This window comes from Deltaproteobacteria bacterium, assembly GCA_016930875.1.
Lineage (GTDB): Bacteria > Desulfobacterota > Desulfobacteria > Desulfobacterales.
In genome coordinates, this window is the sequence record JAFGFW010000018.1 from 1 (window position 1) to 18802 (window position 18802).

The window sequence follows — 18802 nt, forward strand, 5'->3', positions numbered from 1 at the left end:
CTATGGCGAAGTCGGCGGCTACGAGCTCTCCGCCCGCCTGCGGGCCGAAGCCTATGGCGGAGAGCCCGAAGGCTACGGCCCGCAGGCTGACGGCTGAAAATGAAAGTGAGCTAAAGCGCCTAAAGTTTGAAGCCCCAATTGCTAAATTGCTAAATTCCTGAATCCTTCAATTCCGCATTCCGCACTCCGCATTTCTATCCCTTTCCCCTATAGAAATAGCGCTCCAGGACCCTGTGGTAAGATGTCCATGTGGCTTCAGTGTCCTCGGAATCCATAAAGGCACGGACGCCCGTCACCTTGGCATCCAGTTCGTCCAGGTAGTTCAGGATGATAGCTTCAAGGGTCTTGGGTGGTTCAGGTGACCCGAACTCGCGTGTACCATGGTGACTTACAATCATATGCTTTAGGACGAGGGCGAGATCGTCCGGAAAACCATCCAGGGTCTCAATCTTTTTGTCGAGCATCTCAACGCCGATGACAATATGATTAAGAAGCCTGCCCGAGTCCGAATAGTCGATGTGCGTTTCATACAGGAACTCGTGAACTTTGCCTATGTCGTGGAGGATCCCGCCTGTGAGGAGCAGATCCTTGTCAAGCCCTTTGTAATGACCGGAAACGGCCTGGATGAGCCTTGCGATGGAGAGCGTATGTTCAAGGAGGCCGCCAAGGTAGGCATGATGCATCTTTTTTGCCGCAGGCGCAGTCTTAAAGAGATCAACAAATGCCCTGTCATTAAAGAATGCGGCAAGAAGTCCTGAGAGATGTTCGTTTTCCACTGTTTGGCTGATTTTGATCAGTTGGTCTAACATCTGGTCAACATCACGGTCGGTGGCCGGAAGGAAATCCCTGGCATCCACCTGATCCGGATCAACACGTTCAAGTTCTCTGACAACAAGTTGTAACGCTTCCCTGTATTCACGCGCATTTCCCTTGACCTTAACATAGTCGCCTTCCGAAAAGACTTTGCTCATTGCCCGAACATCATCCCATACCACCGCCTTCATGTCGCCACTGCGGTCCACAATGCTAAAGGTGAGATAAGGCGCCCCGTCTTTCTTGTACGCTAGCTGCCTGCCCCTGGCTACGAAGATGGCATTTACGCTCTGGCCAGCCTTGATCGTGTTCACAAAGGTTTCTTTCAATGTTGTCCTCCTAACCCCTCGAAAGGAATCCGTGCTGCGATGAGCCACGTATTTGTTTCGGAAGGTGTAAATGCTAATCTTACAGCAAACAGGTCGATCTGGAATACCGCGACAAAATGGGTGATAATAGCCTCCAAATTTCGCGTCGTGTGGTACGGCGATCCTCTTGCGTGCAGTAATCCTGCCAGTGATGCTCAAAGGGCTTGCCATCATGCCAGTCAAAGTCTACGGCCCAGAAATCAAGAAATCAGAGCTGCGCAGCATCCTCAATAATTGCTTTTACATCCGCCGGGTTTTCGGATACTGCCCATTTCCACTTTCCAAAACCGCCGTGCTCATTGACGGCCTTCCCCCATTCATCTAAGAACCTGCGTTTTGTCTTATCACGCTGAGTGTCCTGTCCTTTAGTCTCCAGAATGAGAAGATCGCCGGTCTTGAGCCAGATAATGAAATCGGGGCGGTATTTTCTGACTACTCCTCCGAAGACATAAAGAATTTCAAAGCCAAGGTGGTCATTTTTTACCCAGGCCTCAACATGGCGGTTGTGATCCAATTCAAAGGCTTCACTGGCCTCCCATGTACTGTCAAAGACGCACATATTGATATGAGATCTTCGGGTGTGTTCACAGGGTCTTCCCATATACCACGCCTGCATATCCCCAGTGGAACGAATAGGATGATCTCTATCAAATATAGGTTCAATGGATTCTGAATTCTCAAAACGAATGGCTTCCCATATATGCTGGACCACTTTGTTCATGTTAAGCGTCAAGAGAATGCGACGCTTAACATCATCCTGATAAAAAAGCGGCGGTACTATTTGAATCCTGTCAGATGCAATAAACGCCTCTACCAGCCGTATCAACTGGGCCAGCAAATACTCCTTACTCGCTTTCCAACCAGGTTTCATTTGATCAAAGACATCTCTTGCCGTTTCAAAGATGATCTTCTGCATCCTGAACTTCCGTCCCAGATCTTTCAAGTCAATAGTCGAGATCCGGGTCACATCGGGCTTCCCTTCCACCATGGGAGCAAGCTCTGCCAGGGTTGCCGTATCATAGGCCGATAACTCCAGGGAGGCACTTTATTCATGTCCAGGGTAAGCACCGGTTTAAAGACATGCTCGACGCGAATGACATTTGGCCAGCTTATCTCAAATTGGCTGTTCTCAATGACCGGTTCAATTCCATTCCCCTGAGCGGCATCATCAAAGGAAACTGCCTCTTCCAGGGATTCGGCCAGCTCAAGGACCTTGGAATCAATATGGAGGATTTTTTCCGGGATGCACAACTCATCAATACGGATCTTTTTATGATCAAAGGCATATTTTACGCGCGCGGCAGTCTCGGTCCGGTTCGCCACAGAAATCATAACCGGAGGCGTCTTGAATCCAGCATTTTCCCAGGCTTTGGCTGTTTCCAGCCAGTCCTTCCCTAAAAGATAATACCCATTGGTTACCAGATCGGGCATGGGTTCGTGCGGTTCTGCTTTCCGGTTAATATCGTCTTTGACTTCAGGGTCATTGTAAATATGGTAAAGGCGGGACTTGTACTCCTTGGTCAGTTTACCGTCATCACGGATGACTACTCGCGGGGTCTTTACGAGACCTGACTCTATGGCGTCATTCAACCCGAAATCGCTAATAATCCATCCGAAAAGGGCCTTTTCAGAACTCTTCTTGCCCGATGGTGCGAATGGGGTGGCTGAAAAATCGTGGCAACCTAATATGTTTCTCGCCTTATGGATTCGATCCAGTCCGTTCACCCATATGGTCGCTTCTTCTAATTCCCCCTTTTTTACGCCTTTTACCTTTGACTCGGCAGGCACGCGCCACGCATGGTGGGCTTCATCATTGATCACAATAATGTTATTTGCCTTCGCCATGTCGCCTAAGAGTTCATGGACATATGCCTCGTTGCTCTTCACACCCCTTTTATCCACGCTCTTCTTTTTGGCGATCTTTTCTTCGCTCTCCCATTGAAGGGCGTGCCAGTTACGGATGAGGATTTTACCCTGGCGCAGTTTTTCCTTGAGCCCAATTGGTACGACATTGAACTCGTCATAGTAGTTTTCACGGCAGGAAGGCATCAACACTTGAAGACGACTTTTCACCGTAAGACCCGGCGCCACAACGAAAACATATTTGGAAAACCTTGCATCCTGAGGATAAGTGACCTTGTTCAATACCTGCCAGGAAATCAGCATGGCCATTACAATCGTCTTACCGGAGCCGGTTGCCATCTTGGAACAAAGGCGTTTAAACGGCCCTCCATCCAAAGGGATATCTATGCCCACTTTCTCCGCATCCGAGGCTTCGGTGAGCCAGACAAGCGTCTCAATAGCCTCCAACTGGCAAAAAAAGAACCGGCGATATTCCCGTTCCTCAGGATTCTTCCAATGCTCTAATAATCGTTTTGTAATCCCCGTAACTCCCGCATATCCGTTTTCACGCCACGCATCCACGCGGGTCCTGATCTGGTTTACCAGGGGTATTTCAACAAAAACACCGGGATCATCAAATGCCTTTGATCCTTCTGAAGCAACCACATAGCCTGCCGGACGTCTCCCATCCTTGAGCGCAAATAATCGGGTCTCCCTCTCATAGCTCCAGTAATGCTTTGGCTCTTCGTAGGGAGAATTGATGATGAGCTGATCAATTGTTGATTTTGCCGCCATTATACCTCTATGATTTTCTCAAGTTCCGCAATCAGGGGCGGGAGGTCTTCAACTACGGTTTGCCAGAGAATGTCAAGATCGATGTCAAAATACCCATGTATCAGACGATTTCTCATAGAGATAATATTGGCCCATGGGACTTGAGACGTATTTTCACGATAATCAATACTTACCTTAGACGCAGCTTCTCCAACGATTTCAATGCACTTTATAAGAGCGAGCTCAAGTTTGCGGTCTGTGCTTAAAGAATGTCTTGTGTTATTTGCGGCAAAAGATACTGCTTCTCTGGCAGCATCAAGCATATGACGCAACAGAATAAAATTATCCTTCTGCATATTGCACCTCTGCGGTGTCAAGGATCTCGTTTCTGAAGTAAGGACTCAAATCCTGAGGGGTTCTGATATCCACTTTGCGCCCAATGATTTCAGCCATCTCAATTTCCATGCCGGCCAGCCGGATAAGACCGGGGACACGATCAGGATCAAATTCAACAAGCAGATCAATGTCACTCTCAGGGCCGAAGTCTTTTTGCAAGGCAGAGCCAAAAATTGAGAGTTTTACAATATAATTTTTTTTACAAAACCTGACGATTTCTTCTTTTGGTATTTCAATGTTGATTTGGCCCATTATTAAACCTCCTCTATTTTGAGGCTTTCTATGCCCCTATCATCCACGATTTTAACTGCGATACGCTTATTCTCACCGATTTCAAACGGCAACGAAATCGTCCCTCGATAGGCTTCAATAAGTTCACTGAACTCCACTTATATTTCCATGAAGGAAGGTTTCGGTTTGCCCGAAGCATGACCATGGGCTCGTTTTGATCCAGATGCTTTTCTCGCAAATCCTTTCTTTGACTTCTTGCCCCAAAATTCTCGTCTATTAATTCCAACCACCCATTTTTGCCATCGCTGAGATCTGAATACGGATTAGTCCCACGCACACTGTTGCCGCCCCATGGATGGGCATTCTGAGACTTTGTATTTGTTACCTTCCCTTTAAGCGGCTGAAGTCCATTCCTTACGATGTAATAATCCTTAATGCGAGTTGGACTCTTTTCTATCTTCGTTAAGATATCATCAAAAGTAGATGGAACCAGGTTATCAGGGGGATCAGTCAAATTAATATGAATGACCCCTTGTAATTGTGCATTACGTCCTGGGGCAGGCACATCAGAAAGAGTGAAGAGATGAACTGTTTTCGATGTGGGGGAACTCTTACGGATAACCCATCCTATAGCTGGGCGATTAACATTATCGAACCATTCATGCGGAATAGACCACTGCTCCAATATTTGACATTCCCGTAAGATTCGATGCCGTGTTGCCTTTTCCAATTGCTGATCCAATATTGTTTCAGTCAGTATGATACCTAACAACCCTCCCTCAGGGAGAATATCCAAACAATGATTAAGAATCAAAGCAGAACGATCGGGTTGGTTTCTGGCTCTTCTTACGCCGGGGTGACCGGCGCCTCCTCCCTTTTCTCCAAAAGGGGGATTTGCCACAATAATAGTTGGCGTAACTTCGATTCCCTTTATCCACCTCTTTTCAAACCTTTCACTTTCCGCATCCAGATGCGTAACTCTCCAATTGTTCCGGTGTGGGGGATGAAACAACATTAACGTCATTCGTGCTATTTCGGCGGCAAATTTGTCCCGGTCATTGCCGAATATGGAGTTAACAAGCCGGTCATGTTTTTCTTTCTGAGAGATGCGAAGATAAGTGGCACTAGCAAGCCGTTCGTATGCAGCGGCTAAAAGGCTTCCAGACCCGCAGGTTGGATCTCCCACAATCCGTTTGTCCGGAGGAAGTTCTTCTATAGGCATCCGCCTCAAAAGAGTTCTTGCCAATCTGGATGGCGTGTAGTGAATCCCCCATTCATCGCGAAGTTCTTTGGTAACGAAAGCTGATGCGTAGAACTTGCCGACCATATCCAGACTCACCTGGGAGAAATCAAAAGCAGAAGGCAAGCGAGTAAGAAGTTGATCAAGCCTACCTGCGATTCCCCTGGAGACTTTAAAGTATCCAGGCAAAAATCTGTTGGCAGCAGTCAAGAATTCAAGGGCCCCAGAGTCGAGAGGCCAATTTTCCTTCAATCGGTCACGAAGAATTCGAGCTCCGAGAACTGCAATAGCTGCATTGATGACACTTCGCTTATATTTATCATTTGTGGATCCTATAATTTCCCCAACACCTTTTTCAAACCGATCAACAAGCTCTTTATCAGCGATTTGCAATGCTTGCTTAATGAGGTCCGGCGCAACATCAAACAACGTGAGTTGTTCGGAAATTGACTTCGCTTTTTCCAAACGACGTGGCGTGAAATGTTCCCGATTATTTCTAAGGTATTCTTCAAATCTGGAAAGGGGAATAATTCTGCTTTTTTGCTTTTCCCGATTAAATGTAGCTGCATCTTTACTCAGGCCTACGGTTCTCACTCTAGGTTCAGCCATACCACTAATAATTCTATATTCTGCAAGTACGATCACAGGAGTGGCTAATGCACGGAATGGGGAGATTTCTGAATCAAACTGGATTTGTTCTGTATTTTCAGTCCCTTTCACAGATATGACGGCCGTATCTGTATCTCGACGTAAGGAACTTGAATAGGCCACCATATCTGCTTTGTGAGGTTTCCCGCCCTCTCCAACAAAACTCACGTGATGCAAAATCATTTCTTCAGAGTAACCTATCTGTTGAAGAGCCGACCTTATTGCATTTCGAATAGAATCATCAATCATTCGCACACCCATTTATTTGCGCCGATAATCCTTTAATCCTTGCATGATCTCTACTTCTTATTTGTGAAGGATGATTAGGTATCTCAGCCGGGGTTGGTAACATTAATTTTGATCGGTTCCTAATTCTAATAACCCAATATAATTAAAGAACACAATATGGAGATTTTAAGGCATGACAAGGGTTCCACGGTACAATTGTTCTAAATGGATCAGGACCGTTTGTTGCTGCCCAATCAGCGCTGATCTCCAACTTTTGGCAACATGTGTCTTGAAAGATGTATTGAGGTTGAAATAGGACCACAATCCTAAGGAGAGGTTACTTTTTGGCATTGGACACGCCCCGGGATTGTGTTTGTCTTTAATCGAAGAATGGATAATACAACAAGATATAGAGCCGGGATAAATCTAAAGCACAATATATGGGTGATGTCAAGCCAAAAGCCAGTTAAGCCCCCTTCTCTAAGGTTAAGTAAGACGATTTGGGATCACACCTTGATCTGTGATTAGCACATGTCAAGATACGCCACTAACTCTCTCTAGCCCCGCAACCACAGGCATAGCATCCCAGGTTCGGCCATCCAACAAGCGCTTCGCCCCGTCTGGGCAGCAGGGCAACGTGTCTGCCTACCGACCCGACCTGCGGCCCCAGCCCAGCGGAGCAAGCTGGCACGCACAGCCAGGAGCGTTGTGGCGGGCAACTTTAAGGTGCTGGCTCTGCACTATAAATAATTTCGCCTGCTTTTAGGATCTCCTCCAGAAATCCGCTCTTGTCATTTGATTCTTCCAATAACACAGGTTCTATTCTGGCATCGATTTCTCGTCTTAACCGAAAAAGTTTGGCCTCGGACACCAAAAAATCATCATCTACGCGATCTAAAACCACGGCAACGTCAATATCGCTGTCTTTTCGTGCAGCATCTCTTGAGTAAGAACCGTATAATATTATCTTCCTGACGTTGAAATTCTGCCTTACAAGATCCGCATATTGCTTCACACGTCTGATAGCTGTTGCTTTATCCATTGATATAATCCCTCGGTTTTTTGAATTATCTCCTTACACCGCTCATTGTTCAAAGACCGAATTAACCGTTCCTTGTGGGTGGATACCTGGCCTCAACGTTCAACGGTCCTAACAAATCTAAGACATCCTTCTGTTCTTCTGTCATTTTGTCGTTCATTCCACTCACGTCGGCAAGGTAACTCAGGTTGTGTGTGTAAGGAGGGTTGTCTTTTTTCGCAAATACATAAAAACCTTTGAGAGTTTTCTCTATAACCTGATGGCACATAAACCCGACGTACAAGAATCGCTTGCCTTTCAGCATGACCTTTGCTGTTTCTAGATCGTATTCAGCCATGTCCGTCCAGTACTGAATTTTTTCTTTCATACTACCAGCCTCATAGTTTCTATTTATTTCTGGTTTAAACCCTTTGCTCGAAAGAAATTGCTCCGAGGAAATCAAAGGCTACTCTAAAAGAGAACCATACCCACATCTTGAGTCGTGATTTGCACACCGCAAGGATTTGGGGTCATACCTTGATCTGTGATTAGCACATGTCAAGATACGCCACTAACTCTCTCTATCCCCGCAACCAAAGGCATATCGTCCCACGTTCGACCGTCCACGTCCAATAAACGTCCCGCCACGCCTGGGAGGGGGTTTGTATGGTCTTTATGATGTGTTTTCCCAATTCTTCTACGCCTCTTCCAAAGGCACCCAAGTCCATTTCCTCCAAAAGATTCCAGGAATCTAAATAACCCTTGGGATTATTTCTTATTCTTCGTTTGCAATAATAATGCTTTCATAGGCCATTGGCGTAAGATCATCTGTATCCATAATTAGTTACTCATTCCAGGTCCGGGAGTTGTTCACGCGACAGCAAGAATAGATAAAAGCAAGATATTGCCCCTGTCGCGCCGTGTATTTGTCATGGCATTTAAGGCTAAATCTTTCGGGCGAGAATTCGTTGATATTCGTGGTCGTTTTCACTTCAAGCTGATATTCCAGCTTTTCAGGTCTTCCATGGATCTGTAGTCTGTCATATCACATTGCACTGGCGTGACAGAGATGTAGTTCTGACACAGGGCAGCCCCGTCGGTGTCTGCCTCCTGGCCGAATATTTGAGTTTCGACGCCCGGCCAGTAATAGGTCCGGTTTCTTGGGTCGATCCTCTTGTGGAAGTTTTCTTTGAGAGGAACTGTCGCCTGCCTCGTGATGCGAACCCCTCGAACCTTCTCCGGAGGGCACGCAGGGATATTTACGTTGAGGAACATCGACGAGGGAAGACCTTTTTCCATGATTTTGCTGATCAAGGTGTCAACAAAGTCGGCGGCGAGTCCGCACTCATGATTGGGAAGGGGGTCTTGTGAAATGGCAATTGCGGGTATGCCCATGAGCGCAGCCTCTTTTGCCGCAGAAACCGTGCCGGAATAGTTGAGGTTGATGCCAACGTTTGGGCCAGGATTAATTCCCGAAACCACCAGCTCGGGTGGCGTTTCCAGTATCTCAAGGACGGCCAGTTTCACACAGTCTGCAGGAGTGCCACTGATGGCGTACCCCCAGCCGCCGTTAGTCTGCACCTTGTTTACCCTCAAAGGATTGTGCAACGTGATGCTGTGGCCGATTGCGCTTCGTTCCTTGTCCGGAGCAACCACAGACACATTGTGCCGGTGGGAAAGGACCCTCTCCATAGCCCAGAGGCCTCCGGCGTGAATACCATCATCATTTGTAAGCAGGATATTCATGTGTTAAACTTTTAAATATTTATGTCCAGAACGTGGCTTTGATTTCTCCCCTTGAAGTGGGTTTGGCGCTTCGCAAACTCATGAACGCCTTTGAGGTGATAATTTAAAGGATATCCTGTGAGATTGCAACCCGAAAACAGGGAGGGACCCCATCGTGCCGGCCTTTATATACATGTGCCTTTTTGTGCGAGAAAATGCCCATACTGTGACTTCTATTCAGTTACTGACGTGAGCAAGATAGAAACCTATCTGCACGGGCTGAAAAAAGAGATGGATCTTGCGAAAGCGCCTGACGTGCCATTTGACACGATCTACATAGGCGGCGGCACGCCATCCCTTTTAGAGCCCCATGAAGCCCTCCGAATCCTTGAACAGGCTCACAGGCGATTTGCTTTTGTGCAAGACGTGGAAGTAACAATAGAGGTGAACCCCGGGACAGTCTCGCTCGCCTCCCTGAAGACTCTTTCGGGCCACGGGGTAAATCGCGTAAACATTGGCATTCAATCCTTTGACGACGAGCGCCTTCAACTGTTGGGTCGACTCCATTCGGCCCGTGAAGCTCGGGAGGCCATTCGCTTGGTACGGAAGGCCGGGGTGGACACTCGTCTGGGCATCGACTTGATGTACGGACTTCCAGACCAGTCTCCACAGGATTGGCTTAATGATTTGAGGGAGGCCACGAGCCATGAACCCGAACACCTGTCATGCTATATGCTGACCTATGAGAAGGGGACACTTTTTTATGATTGGCGCAAAGCTGGCAGGGTTCGTCCCCTTGATGAAGGCAAGGTGAGACGCCTTTTTGAAGAAACGGTGGGATTTTTGAGGGATGAGGGTTATGAGCAATATGAGATATCCAACTTTTCACGAGGAGAAGAATTCCGCTCCAGGCATAATCAAAAGTACTGGTCTCACGCCCCGTACATTGGACTGGGGCCTTCGGCCCACTCCTTTATCGAACCCAAGCGCTGGTGGAATTATGGCGACCTGAGCAACTACATCCAGGCCTTGCAGCGCGGGGCGCCTCCTATCCGGGGTTCTGAAGAGTTGAATCCAGGCCAATTGATGTTGGAATCCGTCTTTCTGGGTCTGAGAACCTCCCGCGGTATTGAGATGTCGCGATTTAAGAGTCGATACGGCGTGGGTTTCATGGATCATTTTTCGCCGGTCTTTGAGGGGCTTAAGGTACGGAACTTGCTTAATTTCTTATCCTTCTCCGCTAATCGATGCGCATTGACTGTGGAGGGGATGATCTTTGCCGATAGCATTGCAGCTATGTTTGCTGAACATGTTGAGACGTCCTCCTTTTCTGCTTTCAGCCCACCTTTAAGACATGACCGGCAATGCGTTGGGAAGATCAACGGGTCAGGGGTCGAACCGGCAAACGGGCTAGACGAAGACGCACGGCAGGGGTCTGGATCTTTCAAATAATTCTTGATCTTAACTGATTACGATGTATAAAGTAAAATAAAAAAGATTGCTTCGCTTCGCCTTCCTGGGCGAAGGCCCTTAGGGCTTCCGGCTCGCAGAGCCTACAGCTCGGAGAGGCCGGAGGCTCGTAATGACAAGAACCAGAACTTATTGAGAAGTTCCGAAGAACTAAGGAAGGAAATCAGCTTGCCATGATATTGGAATATGCCAAAGAAGTGCTGAAGATAGAAGCCGAGGGGATCTTGGGTGTAGTGGACCGCCTGGACGGGCAGTTCGTGAAGATGGTGGAACTGGTTCATGCCTGTACAGGGCGGGTCATCATAACGGGTGTCGGCAAATCAGGAATCGTGGCCCGCAAGATCGTGGCCACTCTAAACAGCACGGGAACCCGCTCCCTATTCCTTCATCCTGTTGAGGCGATGCACGGGGATCTGGGCATAGTCAGTGCAGAGGATGTGGTCATTGCCCTTTCAAACAGTGGAGAAACCGACGAGCTGAACATGCTGGTTCCCAGTTTGAAGAGGATTGGATGTCCATTGATTGCTTTTACAGGGCGGGTGGACTCCACCCTGGCTCGTCAGGGCGATATTGTCATCAATGTGGGCGTTGACCGGGAAGCTTGCCCTCTGGGACTTGCCCCAACTGCAAGCACAACGGCTCTTTTGGCTGTGGGAGACGCATTGGCGGTTACCCTCATTCGCAAAGGAAACTTCAGAGCCTCCGATTTTAAGCAGTTTCACCCGGCCGGAAGCCTTGGACAGCGCCTGTCGCTGAAAGTACGGGAAATCATGCTAACTGGTAAAAACGTTCCCAAGGTTTATGAAGGGCAGTCAATGCGCCAGGCGATTAAGGAGATCAATCGCCTGCAGATCGGGGCCACACTGGTAGTAAAAAAGGGTGACATCCTTTTCGGGATAGTTACGGATGGAGATATCCGGCGACACATCATGGAACACGAAAATATTTGCGAGTCTGCGGTGGAGGATGTGATGACAAGGCATCCAATGACCCTGGGTCCTGACAGTCTGGCATCACAGGCCTTGAGCATCATGGAAAAAAAGCAGATTACGGTATTACCCATAGTCAACCCGATTCAGAAAGTCAGGGGTATCTTACACCTCCATGACATTCTGGGAAAGGGCGCTTTCAGATTCAATGGTAGCTGATACAAACCAACTGCCAAGAGGATTGATTTGCCCTCTGGTAACACCGCTCAAGACAGGAGATGCGGTGGACGTGAGCGTCCTGGATCGGCTTATCGATCATGTGGGCGTGGGCGTTGATGTCTTGCTCCTCTGTGACGTGTTCTGGGGCGAAGGGCATGAGTTGAGCCCCGAGACCAGGTTGGAAATGTGCTGCGCTGCACTGGAGATTATCCAGGGGAGATGGCCGGTCTTTATTACCATTACCTCACACAGCGTGAAGGCCACACGTGACTTGCTGGCCCATACAGAGGCCTTTATCGAACGTTCGGATTATCCTGGGAGCGTCTTCTGGGTGGACTATCCCATCTATTACCATAGCAACCGGGGCTTGCCCCAATTGTACGAGTCCATGGCCCGTGATACGAGGATTGGCTTGATATTGGGCAATCACGAGGGGCTGGTTGAACTGCGCAAGAGGCGCATTAAGCACAAGAATATTCGAACCAACGTCTTGAAAAGACTCTCTCGGATAGAAAAGATACAGGGTTTGGTCTTTAGTGGTCCGCTAAACCGGTCGATAAATTATCACAAAGCAGTTCGCCACCGTCGGGGTTTCAGGTTTTTCGACGGGGATGAGCTGGCGTTCTTGAGACAGCCCAGCTCAGATGGTGTTGTGGCCGGCGGGGCAAACCTGCTGCCGGAGGCCTGGCGCGGGATTACTTGGTCTTGCTTGAACCGTTACGACATTCAGCAACAGTACGCAGACCACACAAGCCAGATACTTGAAACGGGTATGATGCTGCAAGAATTCTATGAACTCTATTCGCAGAATCCTGCTGCCGTTTTGAAACGTATGCTTCATGTTGCAGGCGTCCTGCCAAATGATCGTACTGCATCAGCCACACGGGCTTCGACGGCTAGTCAAAATAGAGAGATAGAGGTCATTTGCAAGAAGTATGACCTTGTATGATTCTGAAATCGAGAGGGTTGCGCTGGATGAAAAACAAGAAACAGATTGAGACCTCCATTATGACCCTTGGCCAGGCCAAGATTATCTCTCCCATTAAGGCACGGGAAAAGGATGACGGAGCGAGGCGCTTTGTGTCGGACAAAGAGCGCATCTTGGTGGACATTGATGAAAATGATGTGATGAAGGCGTTCAAAGGCCATAAGAGACCCCTGTCCTTTGAACGGGCAGGGCCACGGAGCAAGATATTCTTTGATCCGAGCAAACTGCGCTGTGCCGTGGTGACTTGTGGTGGGTTGTGTCCGGGGACAAATGATATCATTCGGGCCATTGTGTTGGCCCTCCACCACAACTATGGCGTGCCCAATATTTACGGCATTCGGTACGGATTTGAGGGCTTCATATCCTCATACGGTCACGAACTGGTGGACTTAACACCGGGTTTTGTAACCAGCATCCACGAAACCGGGGGCACTGTGCTCGGGACTTCCAGGGGACCTCAGGATATTGAAAGTATTGTGGATGCCCTTGAGCGGATGAATGTTGGCCTCCTTTTTGCCATTGGGGGAGACGGCACAATGGCTGGAGCATCCCAGATTGCCGATGAAATTACAAAGAGAGGACTAAAGATCGCCGTGATGGGCATACCAAAGACGATTGACAATGACATCTTTCTTATTGATCGTTCTTTCGGCTTTGATACGGCTGTGGATGTAGCGGTTGATGTCATCCGCGCTGCTCACAATGAAGCCACGAGCGCCTCGAATGGAATGGGACTGGTAAAGCTCATGGGGCGCTATTCAGGGTTCATTGCAACAGCGGCGGCCCTGGCATTGCCTGACGTAAATTTTGCCCTGATCCCCGAGTCGGACTTTGATTTGGAGGGTCCGAGGGGGTTCCTTGAAGCCCTGAAGAAGCGACTGATCCTCAGAAAACATGCTGTGATTGTTGTGGCCGAGGGGGCGGGCCAGAAGTTTTTCAAAGACAGACCCGAATTGCGTGACGCCTCCGGCAACGTACGTCTACAGGACATCGGCCTGCATTTGAAAGATGTCATTAATGCCTATTTTCAGGAACAGAATATGCCGACTACCCTGAAATATATCGATCCCAGCTACACGATCCGAAGTGTTGCGGCCAATGCCAATGACCATGTTCTGTGCGGCTTTCTGGGTCGAAATGCGGTTCATGCGGGTATGGCGGGAAAGACAAGAATGCTGGTGGGGCTCTGCAATAATCGCTTTGTTCATATTCCCATGGAGGCAACGGTTGGAAGGCGGAAGCAGGTGGAGGTCTCCGGCAACATGTGGATGAGTGTGCTGGAAAGCACAGGCCAGTCCTCGTTGAAAAACTGACGCGCCTGCCCGCAACTACCCCGTACACCCGTCAGCAGGCATTTATGGCGTCGACAAGGTCTCGTAGGCGGCCAAAATTTTTTCGATTGAAGTCAAGAATGAGCCTGGGAAGATGGGCGATTTCAGGCTCATCGGCTTCTATCGGTAGGGGATCGGAGAGGGAAAGGCCGCCAGAAGGTGTCAGTATGTCGGAAAAACGGGATTTGAGTTCATTTACCTTCGGCGGGTCAATGCTGGATGTGAGACGAATTACCAGTTGCTCTCCAACGTATCGCAAGCTGTGATACCGATGGTAGAAACGATCAATCCTCGTCACTGCATCATCCACTGATTCGACTTGTTCGAAGAGGCTGAAATCCGTTGTGCTGATGTACCCTTGGGCCAGGAGTTCTTTTTCAAAGAACTTAAGCCACCGTGACCAGTATGTGCCGCCAGGCTCATCTACGAGGATAAGCGGTAGGGGATTGCGCTTCCCGGTTTGTACAAGGGTAAGGGTTTCCATGCCTTCATCGAGCGTGCCAAACCCCCCAGGGAAAAGCGCAACAGCATCTGCCTGCTTGAGAAAGGCCACTTTTCTGTTAAAGAAGTATTTATACGTGATATTTCGGGGGTGCCCTTTGAGGATATGGTTGGATTCCTGTTCAAAAGGAAGTCGAATGTTTACGCCGAATGAATGCTTAGCGCCCGCTCCTTCATTTACCGCCTGCATGATGCCAGGCCCTCCTCCTGTGATGATCATATAGCCTGCCTCGGACAATTTTCGCCCTAGAAGACATGCGATTTTGTAAATGGATTCATCTGGTTGGGTCCTGGCCGAGCCAAAGACAGTGACTTTTCTCATCTTACGATAGGGGCCGAACACTTTGGCAGTGAACCGCATCTCTTTCAACGTCGAGTTCATCAGCTTCAGGTCGGCAGTTTCATCGCCCTCCTGGCCTGCCTTAAGAGATGCCAAAATCATCTCTCGCACAATCTGCGGGTGACGGATATCCCCCACAAGTTCAATTAGCCGGTCAATAGCCTCGTCGGCAGGGCCGTTGGTTCTAGTGAAATGAAGTTCCATGGGATGGTTACATCTTTTATATCAATACTGAAAAAGTGTCACTAAAAAATGGCTCTGCCTGCAAAAGTACGAATGAGTGTTCGAGTATTGCAGTAAGCGAACATTCTGACGTAAGAGCTTGACACATCTTATGATTTCAAATAGCTATATAAGAGGAGCATCCAGTTTCCAGGCACTCGTAAGAGACAAAACAAAAAACGTAATAGTTCACCAGAACAAAGGAGGACACAGGAATGGGACAGCAGATAGAGAAAAACATCACGGCGATCCTTAATACAATGGTCGAGGTCATTAGAAACCCAGTGGGGTTTTTCCGGCGTATGCCTAAGAGCGGGGGCTTTGTTGAACCGCTAATCTTTATGGCCTGCATGGGGGTTGCGGCTGGTGTTATTCAGGCTATTTTGGCCATCTTTGGGCTTGGTTTTGCCGGATCATTTCTCATGGCGCTCACATCTATCATCATTGTCCCGATTATGGTGACCATTTTCGGTTTCGTGGGCGCTGCAATCCTATTCGTCATCTGGAAGATAATGGGATCTCAACAGTCCTTTGAAACAGCTTACAGGTGCGGCGCCTATGCCGGAGGGATCGTTCCGGTAACCACAGTGCTTGGCATCATACCTTATCTGGGACCCATTCTCGGGCTTGTCTGGGGGACGTACCTGATAGTCATTGCGAGCGTAGAGGTACACAACATTGCCGCAAAAACAGCATGGATCGTCTTTGGAGCTATCGCCGCCCTGTTTGCCTTGATTAGCATTGGTTCACAGTTTGCTGCAAGAAGAGTAACCAGTGGGCTGAACAAATGGGAACAGGAAATGGGAAAGACAGGTGAGATGACGCCCGAAGAGGCGGGCAAAGCAATGGGAGAGTTCTTGAAAGGGTTGGAGAAAGAGGTCGGTAAGGAATAGGCCCACAGTCCGTTAGTTATGATATCCGCGTTTTTTCTGGCAGAAAATACTTGGGATACACTCCTTTTAAATACTTACAACTAATTGAGAAATTTAGGGATTCAGGGATTGAGTCCCGCCAGGCGGGATCAATTCGCAATCCCTCAATTCCGATTAAGAGAAATCATACGCACTCTACTTTACTCATGAGTAAAATCGTGTTATAAGGATTTTACCATGGTGAAGATCTATCAAAGATACCTGAAAAAATCGGTAGAAGACGACCTTAAAAGCAAAATGGTCTTTATTGGAGGGCCAAGACAGGTTGGCAAAACCACTTTTGCTTTATCGTTTCTGCCGGATCCGAACGAAAAGCACCCGGCCTATTTGAACTGGGATGATGTTATTGACAGAAAATCTTTGTTAAAGGGTGAACTGCCGCCGAATGAAAAATGTGTGGTTTTGGACGAAATACACAAATTTGCCAGATGGCGGAACCTTATTAAGGGGTTTTACGACAAAAACCGGTCGGAAATCGCTTTTATCATTACCGGATCCGCAAGGCTGGACTATTACAGCAAAGGAGGGGATTCTCTTCAGGGACGATATCACTATTACCGGCTTCACCCATTTTCTCTGCTGGAATTAAACCCCGACCCCACAAAGGGCGATCTTGACAGCTTGATGAAATTCGGCGGTTTCCCGGAGCCTTACATAAAAGGAGAAGAAAGATTCTGGAGAAGATGGCAAAGGGAGAGAATCCAGCGTGTTATCTATGAAGATATCAGGGATCTGGAAACCGTAAGGGAAATCAGCCTGCTCGAGCTTTTAGCGGAGGAACTTCCCAGCAGGATAGGTTCTCCGCTTTCGGTAAAACAATTAAGAGAATTATTGCAGGTGGCCCATGAAACCGTTGAACGCTGGCTTAAGATATTTGAAAGGATGTATTACTGTTTCCGCATTGCACCGTACGGGCCTCCGAAGATCAGGGCCGTTAAAAAGGAACAGAAACTCTATTTATGGGACTGGTCGCGGATTCCCGAATCAGGTCCGAGATTTGAAAATTTTGTTGCCGCTCAACTTTTGAAATACTGCCATTTCCTGGAAGACACAGAAGGTTTTCATATGGATCTGCGGTTTCTACGGGATACAGACAAGAGGGAAGCAGATTTTGTTGTATTGAAAGAAGGAATTCCATTGTTCGCGGTTGAGTGCAAGAGCGGGGAAAAGAATATCAATCCCTCCCTTTATTATTTTATGGAAAGAACACGCATCCCTAAATTTTACCAGGTGCATACAGGCAACAAGGACTACGAAAAAAGAGGGATAAGAGTGCTTCCCGCTCATCGATTTTGTAAAGAACTTCTTTTGCCCTAAGTCTCACATAGGCGGACTAGGGGGACGTCGGTGAAAAGTTGAAAGGCGTATGCTGGGCATGGCATAGGTCAAGGTTTCACGAGCGTCCCGCACCACGCACCCGTCCCTTCCCCGTTATGAAAGCGGGATTTTCGACAAGGGGGAGGGCAGGGTGGGGATGGTTCCGCTACTAAAACAATATTTGCGAATCGATCTACTAGTATGGATCAAGGTCATACACAGCGCCTGCCGGGAGATCACCTGGTGACAGGGTTTCTTCAAATTCAGGGTCTTCATTATTTCCGTCCATCTCAAATTGCACGATATAGCCTTGTTCAGGAACCAGCCAGAAGATGCTGAAGGTCGCTGGGCCATTTCCGGCCACCACAACCTGGGTGTAAACTTCATCCTCGGAATGATCAATGTCAACATTGCCATCTAGGTCTTTGTCCCAGAACACGGTGACAGTAGCTTCGTCACAATCGTGAGTCACAAAAGCGTTTTCAGTGATCTGCCCGCGAATCGTAGCCGCTTCTTGGGTTTGATTAATATGTAGGACAGGCTTGAGCTTGTACGTGGGCGGTTGCTGCCCAGTCACCACGATGGATCGGCTCAGGTCGAAATCGAGAGTGATATCCACTGCTCCGCCGCCTTCCACCTGGAAGTCAAACTGTGTATCGGTCTTCAGGTTTCCCGAAGGAACGTCCAGTGAATGGGCCTTTGTATCAGTTATCAATTGCGCACTACTCACCACAATCCGGATCTGAGTGTATTTCCCAGGTTCGAGGCTAACCGGTGGAACAAGCTCCGTCGTTTTGCCTTGTTGGAACTTGAGCAGGTCAATTGTATAAGGTTCCTGGGCCAAGGGCAGGGTAGTCCATCCTTCACCCGCTTTGTGAACGTGTACTTCTTCGAAGGTAACAAGAACGCTCTCAGTATTTTCAGGGAGAACCGGCTTGGCATCTGTCACGTTTAGAGAAAAGGTCCCTAAATCTCCAGAATCGCTGCTACCGCTCCCACCGCCCCCGCCGCAACCCACGAAAAAAGCAGTTAGTGGGAGACAAATCAGACAAATAAGAAAAAATGGGATAAAAATCTGGCGTCTCATCTCTCTCCTCCCTTCCTTGAGCTTCTTACTTTGTGCTACGTTACCCTAGAAAATAGAAGTTTCCCTCTCCTCCGTTGGCGCTACTACTTATGTCTCCAATCTAGTGTAGTGTCTCAACGATGGGTTTACAATTACTGTCATGCCGGACTTGATCCGGCATCCAGTTCTTTTTCTGGATTCCCC

General features: G+C 48.3%; 14 protein-coding genes and 2 pseudogenes. 6 read left to right on the top strand and 10 right to left on the bottom strand.

What is annotated here, in order from left to right; translation table 11 throughout:
• Nucleotides 1-194: 194 nt before the first annotated feature.
• From JW883_01620 to surE, 8 genes and pseudogenes are all read right to left on the bottom strand, one after another.
• On the bottom strand, nucleotides 195-1142 hold the full coding sequence (locus tag JW883_01620; protein ID MBN1840964.1) for an HD domain-containing protein: 948 nt from the start codon (nucleotides 1140-1142) through the stop codon (nucleotides 195-197).
• A 247-nt stretch (nucleotides 1143-1389) separates the two neighbouring features.
• Nucleotides 1390-3818: pseudogene (locus tag JW883_01625) on the bottom strand (DEAD/DEAH box helicase family protein).
• Nucleotides 3818-4153: a DUF86 domain-containing protein gene (locus tag JW883_01630; protein MBN1840965.1), complete on the bottom strand. Its 336-nt coding sequence runs from the start codon at nucleotides 4151-4153 to the stop codon at nucleotides 3818-3820. Before JW883_01630 ends, JW883_01625 begins: the two are co-directional and overlap by 1 nt.
• A complete protein-coding gene (locus tag JW883_01635; GenBank protein MBN1840966.1) occupies nucleotides 4140-4445 on the bottom strand; it encodes a nucleotidyltransferase family protein in 306 nt (101 codons plus the stop codon). The genes JW883_01630 and JW883_01635 overlap by 14 nt, the downstream gene beginning before the upstream one ends.
• Before the next feature lie 28 nt (nucleotides 4446-4473).
• A complete protein-coding gene (locus JW883_01640; protein ID MBN1840967.1) occupies nucleotides 4474-6561 on the bottom strand; it encodes an SAM-dependent DNA methyltransferase in 2088 nt (695 codons plus the stop codon).
• A 700-nt stretch (nucleotides 6562-7261) separates the two neighbouring features.
• A complete protein-coding gene (locus tag JW883_01645; protein MBN1840968.1) occupies nucleotides 7262-7582 on the bottom strand; it encodes a nucleotidyltransferase domain-containing protein in 321 nt (106 codons plus the stop codon).
• Nucleotides 7552-7946, bottom strand: a pseudogene (locus JW883_01650) (HEPN domain-containing protein). Before JW883_01650 ends, JW883_01645 begins: the two are co-directional and overlap by 31 nt.
• 599 nt (nucleotides 7947-8545) lie before the next feature.
• A complete protein-coding gene (gene surE, locus JW883_01655; GenBank protein ID MBN1840969.1) occupies nucleotides 8546-9304 on the bottom strand; it encodes a 5'/3'-nucleotidase SurE in 759 nt (252 codons plus the stop codon).
• 117 nt (nucleotides 9305-9421) lie between these two features.
• Here surE and hemW point away from each other — a divergent pair, with 117 nt between their 5' ends.
• From hemW to JW883_01675, 4 genes are all read left to right on the top strand, one after another.
• Complete coding sequence (gene hemW, locus JW883_01660) at nucleotides 9422-10735, top strand: radical SAM family heme chaperone HemW (GenBank protein MBN1840970.1); 1314 nt, start codon at nucleotides 9422-9424, stop codon at nucleotides 10733-10735.
• A gap of 191 nt (nucleotides 10736-10926) precedes the next feature.
• Nucleotides 10927-11901 (top strand): KpsF/GutQ family sugar-phosphate isomerase, encoded by a 975-nt coding sequence (locus JW883_01665; protein ID MBN1840971.1) that lies wholly within the window; start codon nucleotides 10927-10929, stop codon nucleotides 11899-11901.
• Nucleotides 11858-12850 (top strand): dihydrodipicolinate synthase family protein, encoded by a 993-nt coding sequence (locus tag JW883_01670; GenBank protein MBN1840972.1) that lies wholly within the window; start codon nucleotides 11858-11860, stop codon nucleotides 12848-12850. The genes JW883_01665 and JW883_01670 overlap by 44 nt, the downstream gene beginning before the upstream one ends.
• A 26-nt stretch (nucleotides 12851-12876) precedes the next feature.
• The gene (locus tag JW883_01675) at nucleotides 12877-14202 is read left to right on the top strand and encodes an ATP-dependent 6-phosphofructokinase (protein MBN1840973.1); all 1326 of its coding nucleotides are present in this window, start codon (nucleotides 12877-12879) and stop codon (nucleotides 14200-14202) included.
• 31 nt (nucleotides 14203-14233) lie between these two features.
• Here the strand turns inward: JW883_01675 and JW883_01680 are convergent, their stop codons facing one another.
• Nucleotides 14234-15265: a TIGR00730 family Rossman fold protein gene (locus tag JW883_01680; protein ID MBN1840974.1), complete on the bottom strand. Its 1032-nt coding sequence runs from the start codon at nucleotides 15263-15265 to the stop codon at nucleotides 14234-14236.
• A gap of 233 nt (nucleotides 15266-15498) precedes the next feature.
• Between JW883_01680 and JW883_01685 the strand changes: the two genes are divergently transcribed.
• A complete protein-coding gene (locus JW883_01685) occupies nucleotides 15499-16176 on the top strand; it encodes a YIP1 family protein (GenBank protein ID MBN1840975.1) in 678 nt (225 codons plus the stop codon).
• A 216-nt stretch (nucleotides 16177-16392) separates the two neighbouring features.
• Nucleotides 16393-17532: an ATP-binding protein gene (locus tag JW883_01690; protein MBN1840976.1), complete on the top strand. Its 1140-nt coding sequence runs from the start codon at nucleotides 16393-16395 to the stop codon at nucleotides 17530-17532.
• A 196-nt stretch (nucleotides 17533-17728) separates the two neighbouring features.
• On the opposite strand, the gene JW883_01695 is transcribed toward JW883_01690, so the two are convergent.
• Entirely contained in the window at nucleotides 17729-18619 is an 891-nt protein-coding gene (locus tag JW883_01695) for a DUF4382 domain-containing protein (protein MBN1840977.1), read from the bottom strand.
• Between the last annotated feature and the right edge of the window lie 183 nt (nucleotides 18620-18802).

What these genes read in the sequence shown, in the direction of transcription:
- JW883_01630 (MBN1840965.1), bottom strand. Translation starts at nt 4,153, where the DNA reads ATGCAGAAGGATAATTTTATTCTGTTGCGTCATATGCTTGATGCTGCC.
- JW883_01675 (MBN1840973.1), top strand. Translation starts at nt 12,877, where the DNA reads ATGAAAAACAAGAAACAGATTGAGACCTCCATTATGACCCTTGGCCAG.
- surE (MBN1840969.1), bottom strand. Translation starts at nt 9,304, where the DNA reads ATGAATATCCTGCTTACAAATGATGATGGTATTCACGCCGGAGGCCTC.
- JW883_01670 (MBN1840972.1), top strand. Translation starts at nt 11,858, where the DNA reads ATGACATTCTGGGAAAGGGCGCTTTCAGATTCAATGGTAGCTGATACA.
- JW883_01680 (MBN1840974.1), bottom strand. Translation starts at nt 15,265, where the DNA reads ATGGAACTTCATTTCACTAGAACCAACGGCCCTGCCGACGAGGCTATT.
- JW883_01635 (MBN1840966.1), bottom strand. Translation starts at nt 4,445, where the DNA reads ATGGGCCAAATCAACATTGAAATACCAAAAGAAGAAATCGTCAGGTTT.
- JW883_01645 (MBN1840968.1), bottom strand. Translation starts at nt 7,582, where the DNA reads ATGGATAAAGCAACAGCTATCAGACGTGTGAAGCAATATGCGGATCTT.
- JW883_01640 (MBN1840967.1), bottom strand. Translation starts at nt 6,561, where the DNA reads ATGATTGATGATTCTATTCGAAATGCAATAAGGTCGGCTCTTCAACAG.
- JW883_01695 (MBN1840977.1), bottom strand. Translation starts at nt 18,619, where the DNA reads ATGAGACGCCAGATTTTTATCCCATTTTTTCTTATTTGTCTGATTTGT.
- JW883_01690 (MBN1840976.1), top strand. Translation starts at nt 16,393, where the DNA reads ATGGTGAAGATCTATCAAAGATACCTGAAAAAATCGGTAGAAGACGAC.
- JW883_01685 (MBN1840975.1), top strand. Translation starts at nt 15,499, where the DNA reads ATGGGACAGCAGATAGAGAAAAACATCACGGCGATCCTTAATACAATG.
- JW883_01665 (MBN1840971.1), top strand. Translation starts at nt 10,927, where the DNA reads ATGATATTGGAATATGCCAAAGAAGTGCTGAAGATAGAAGCCGAGGGG.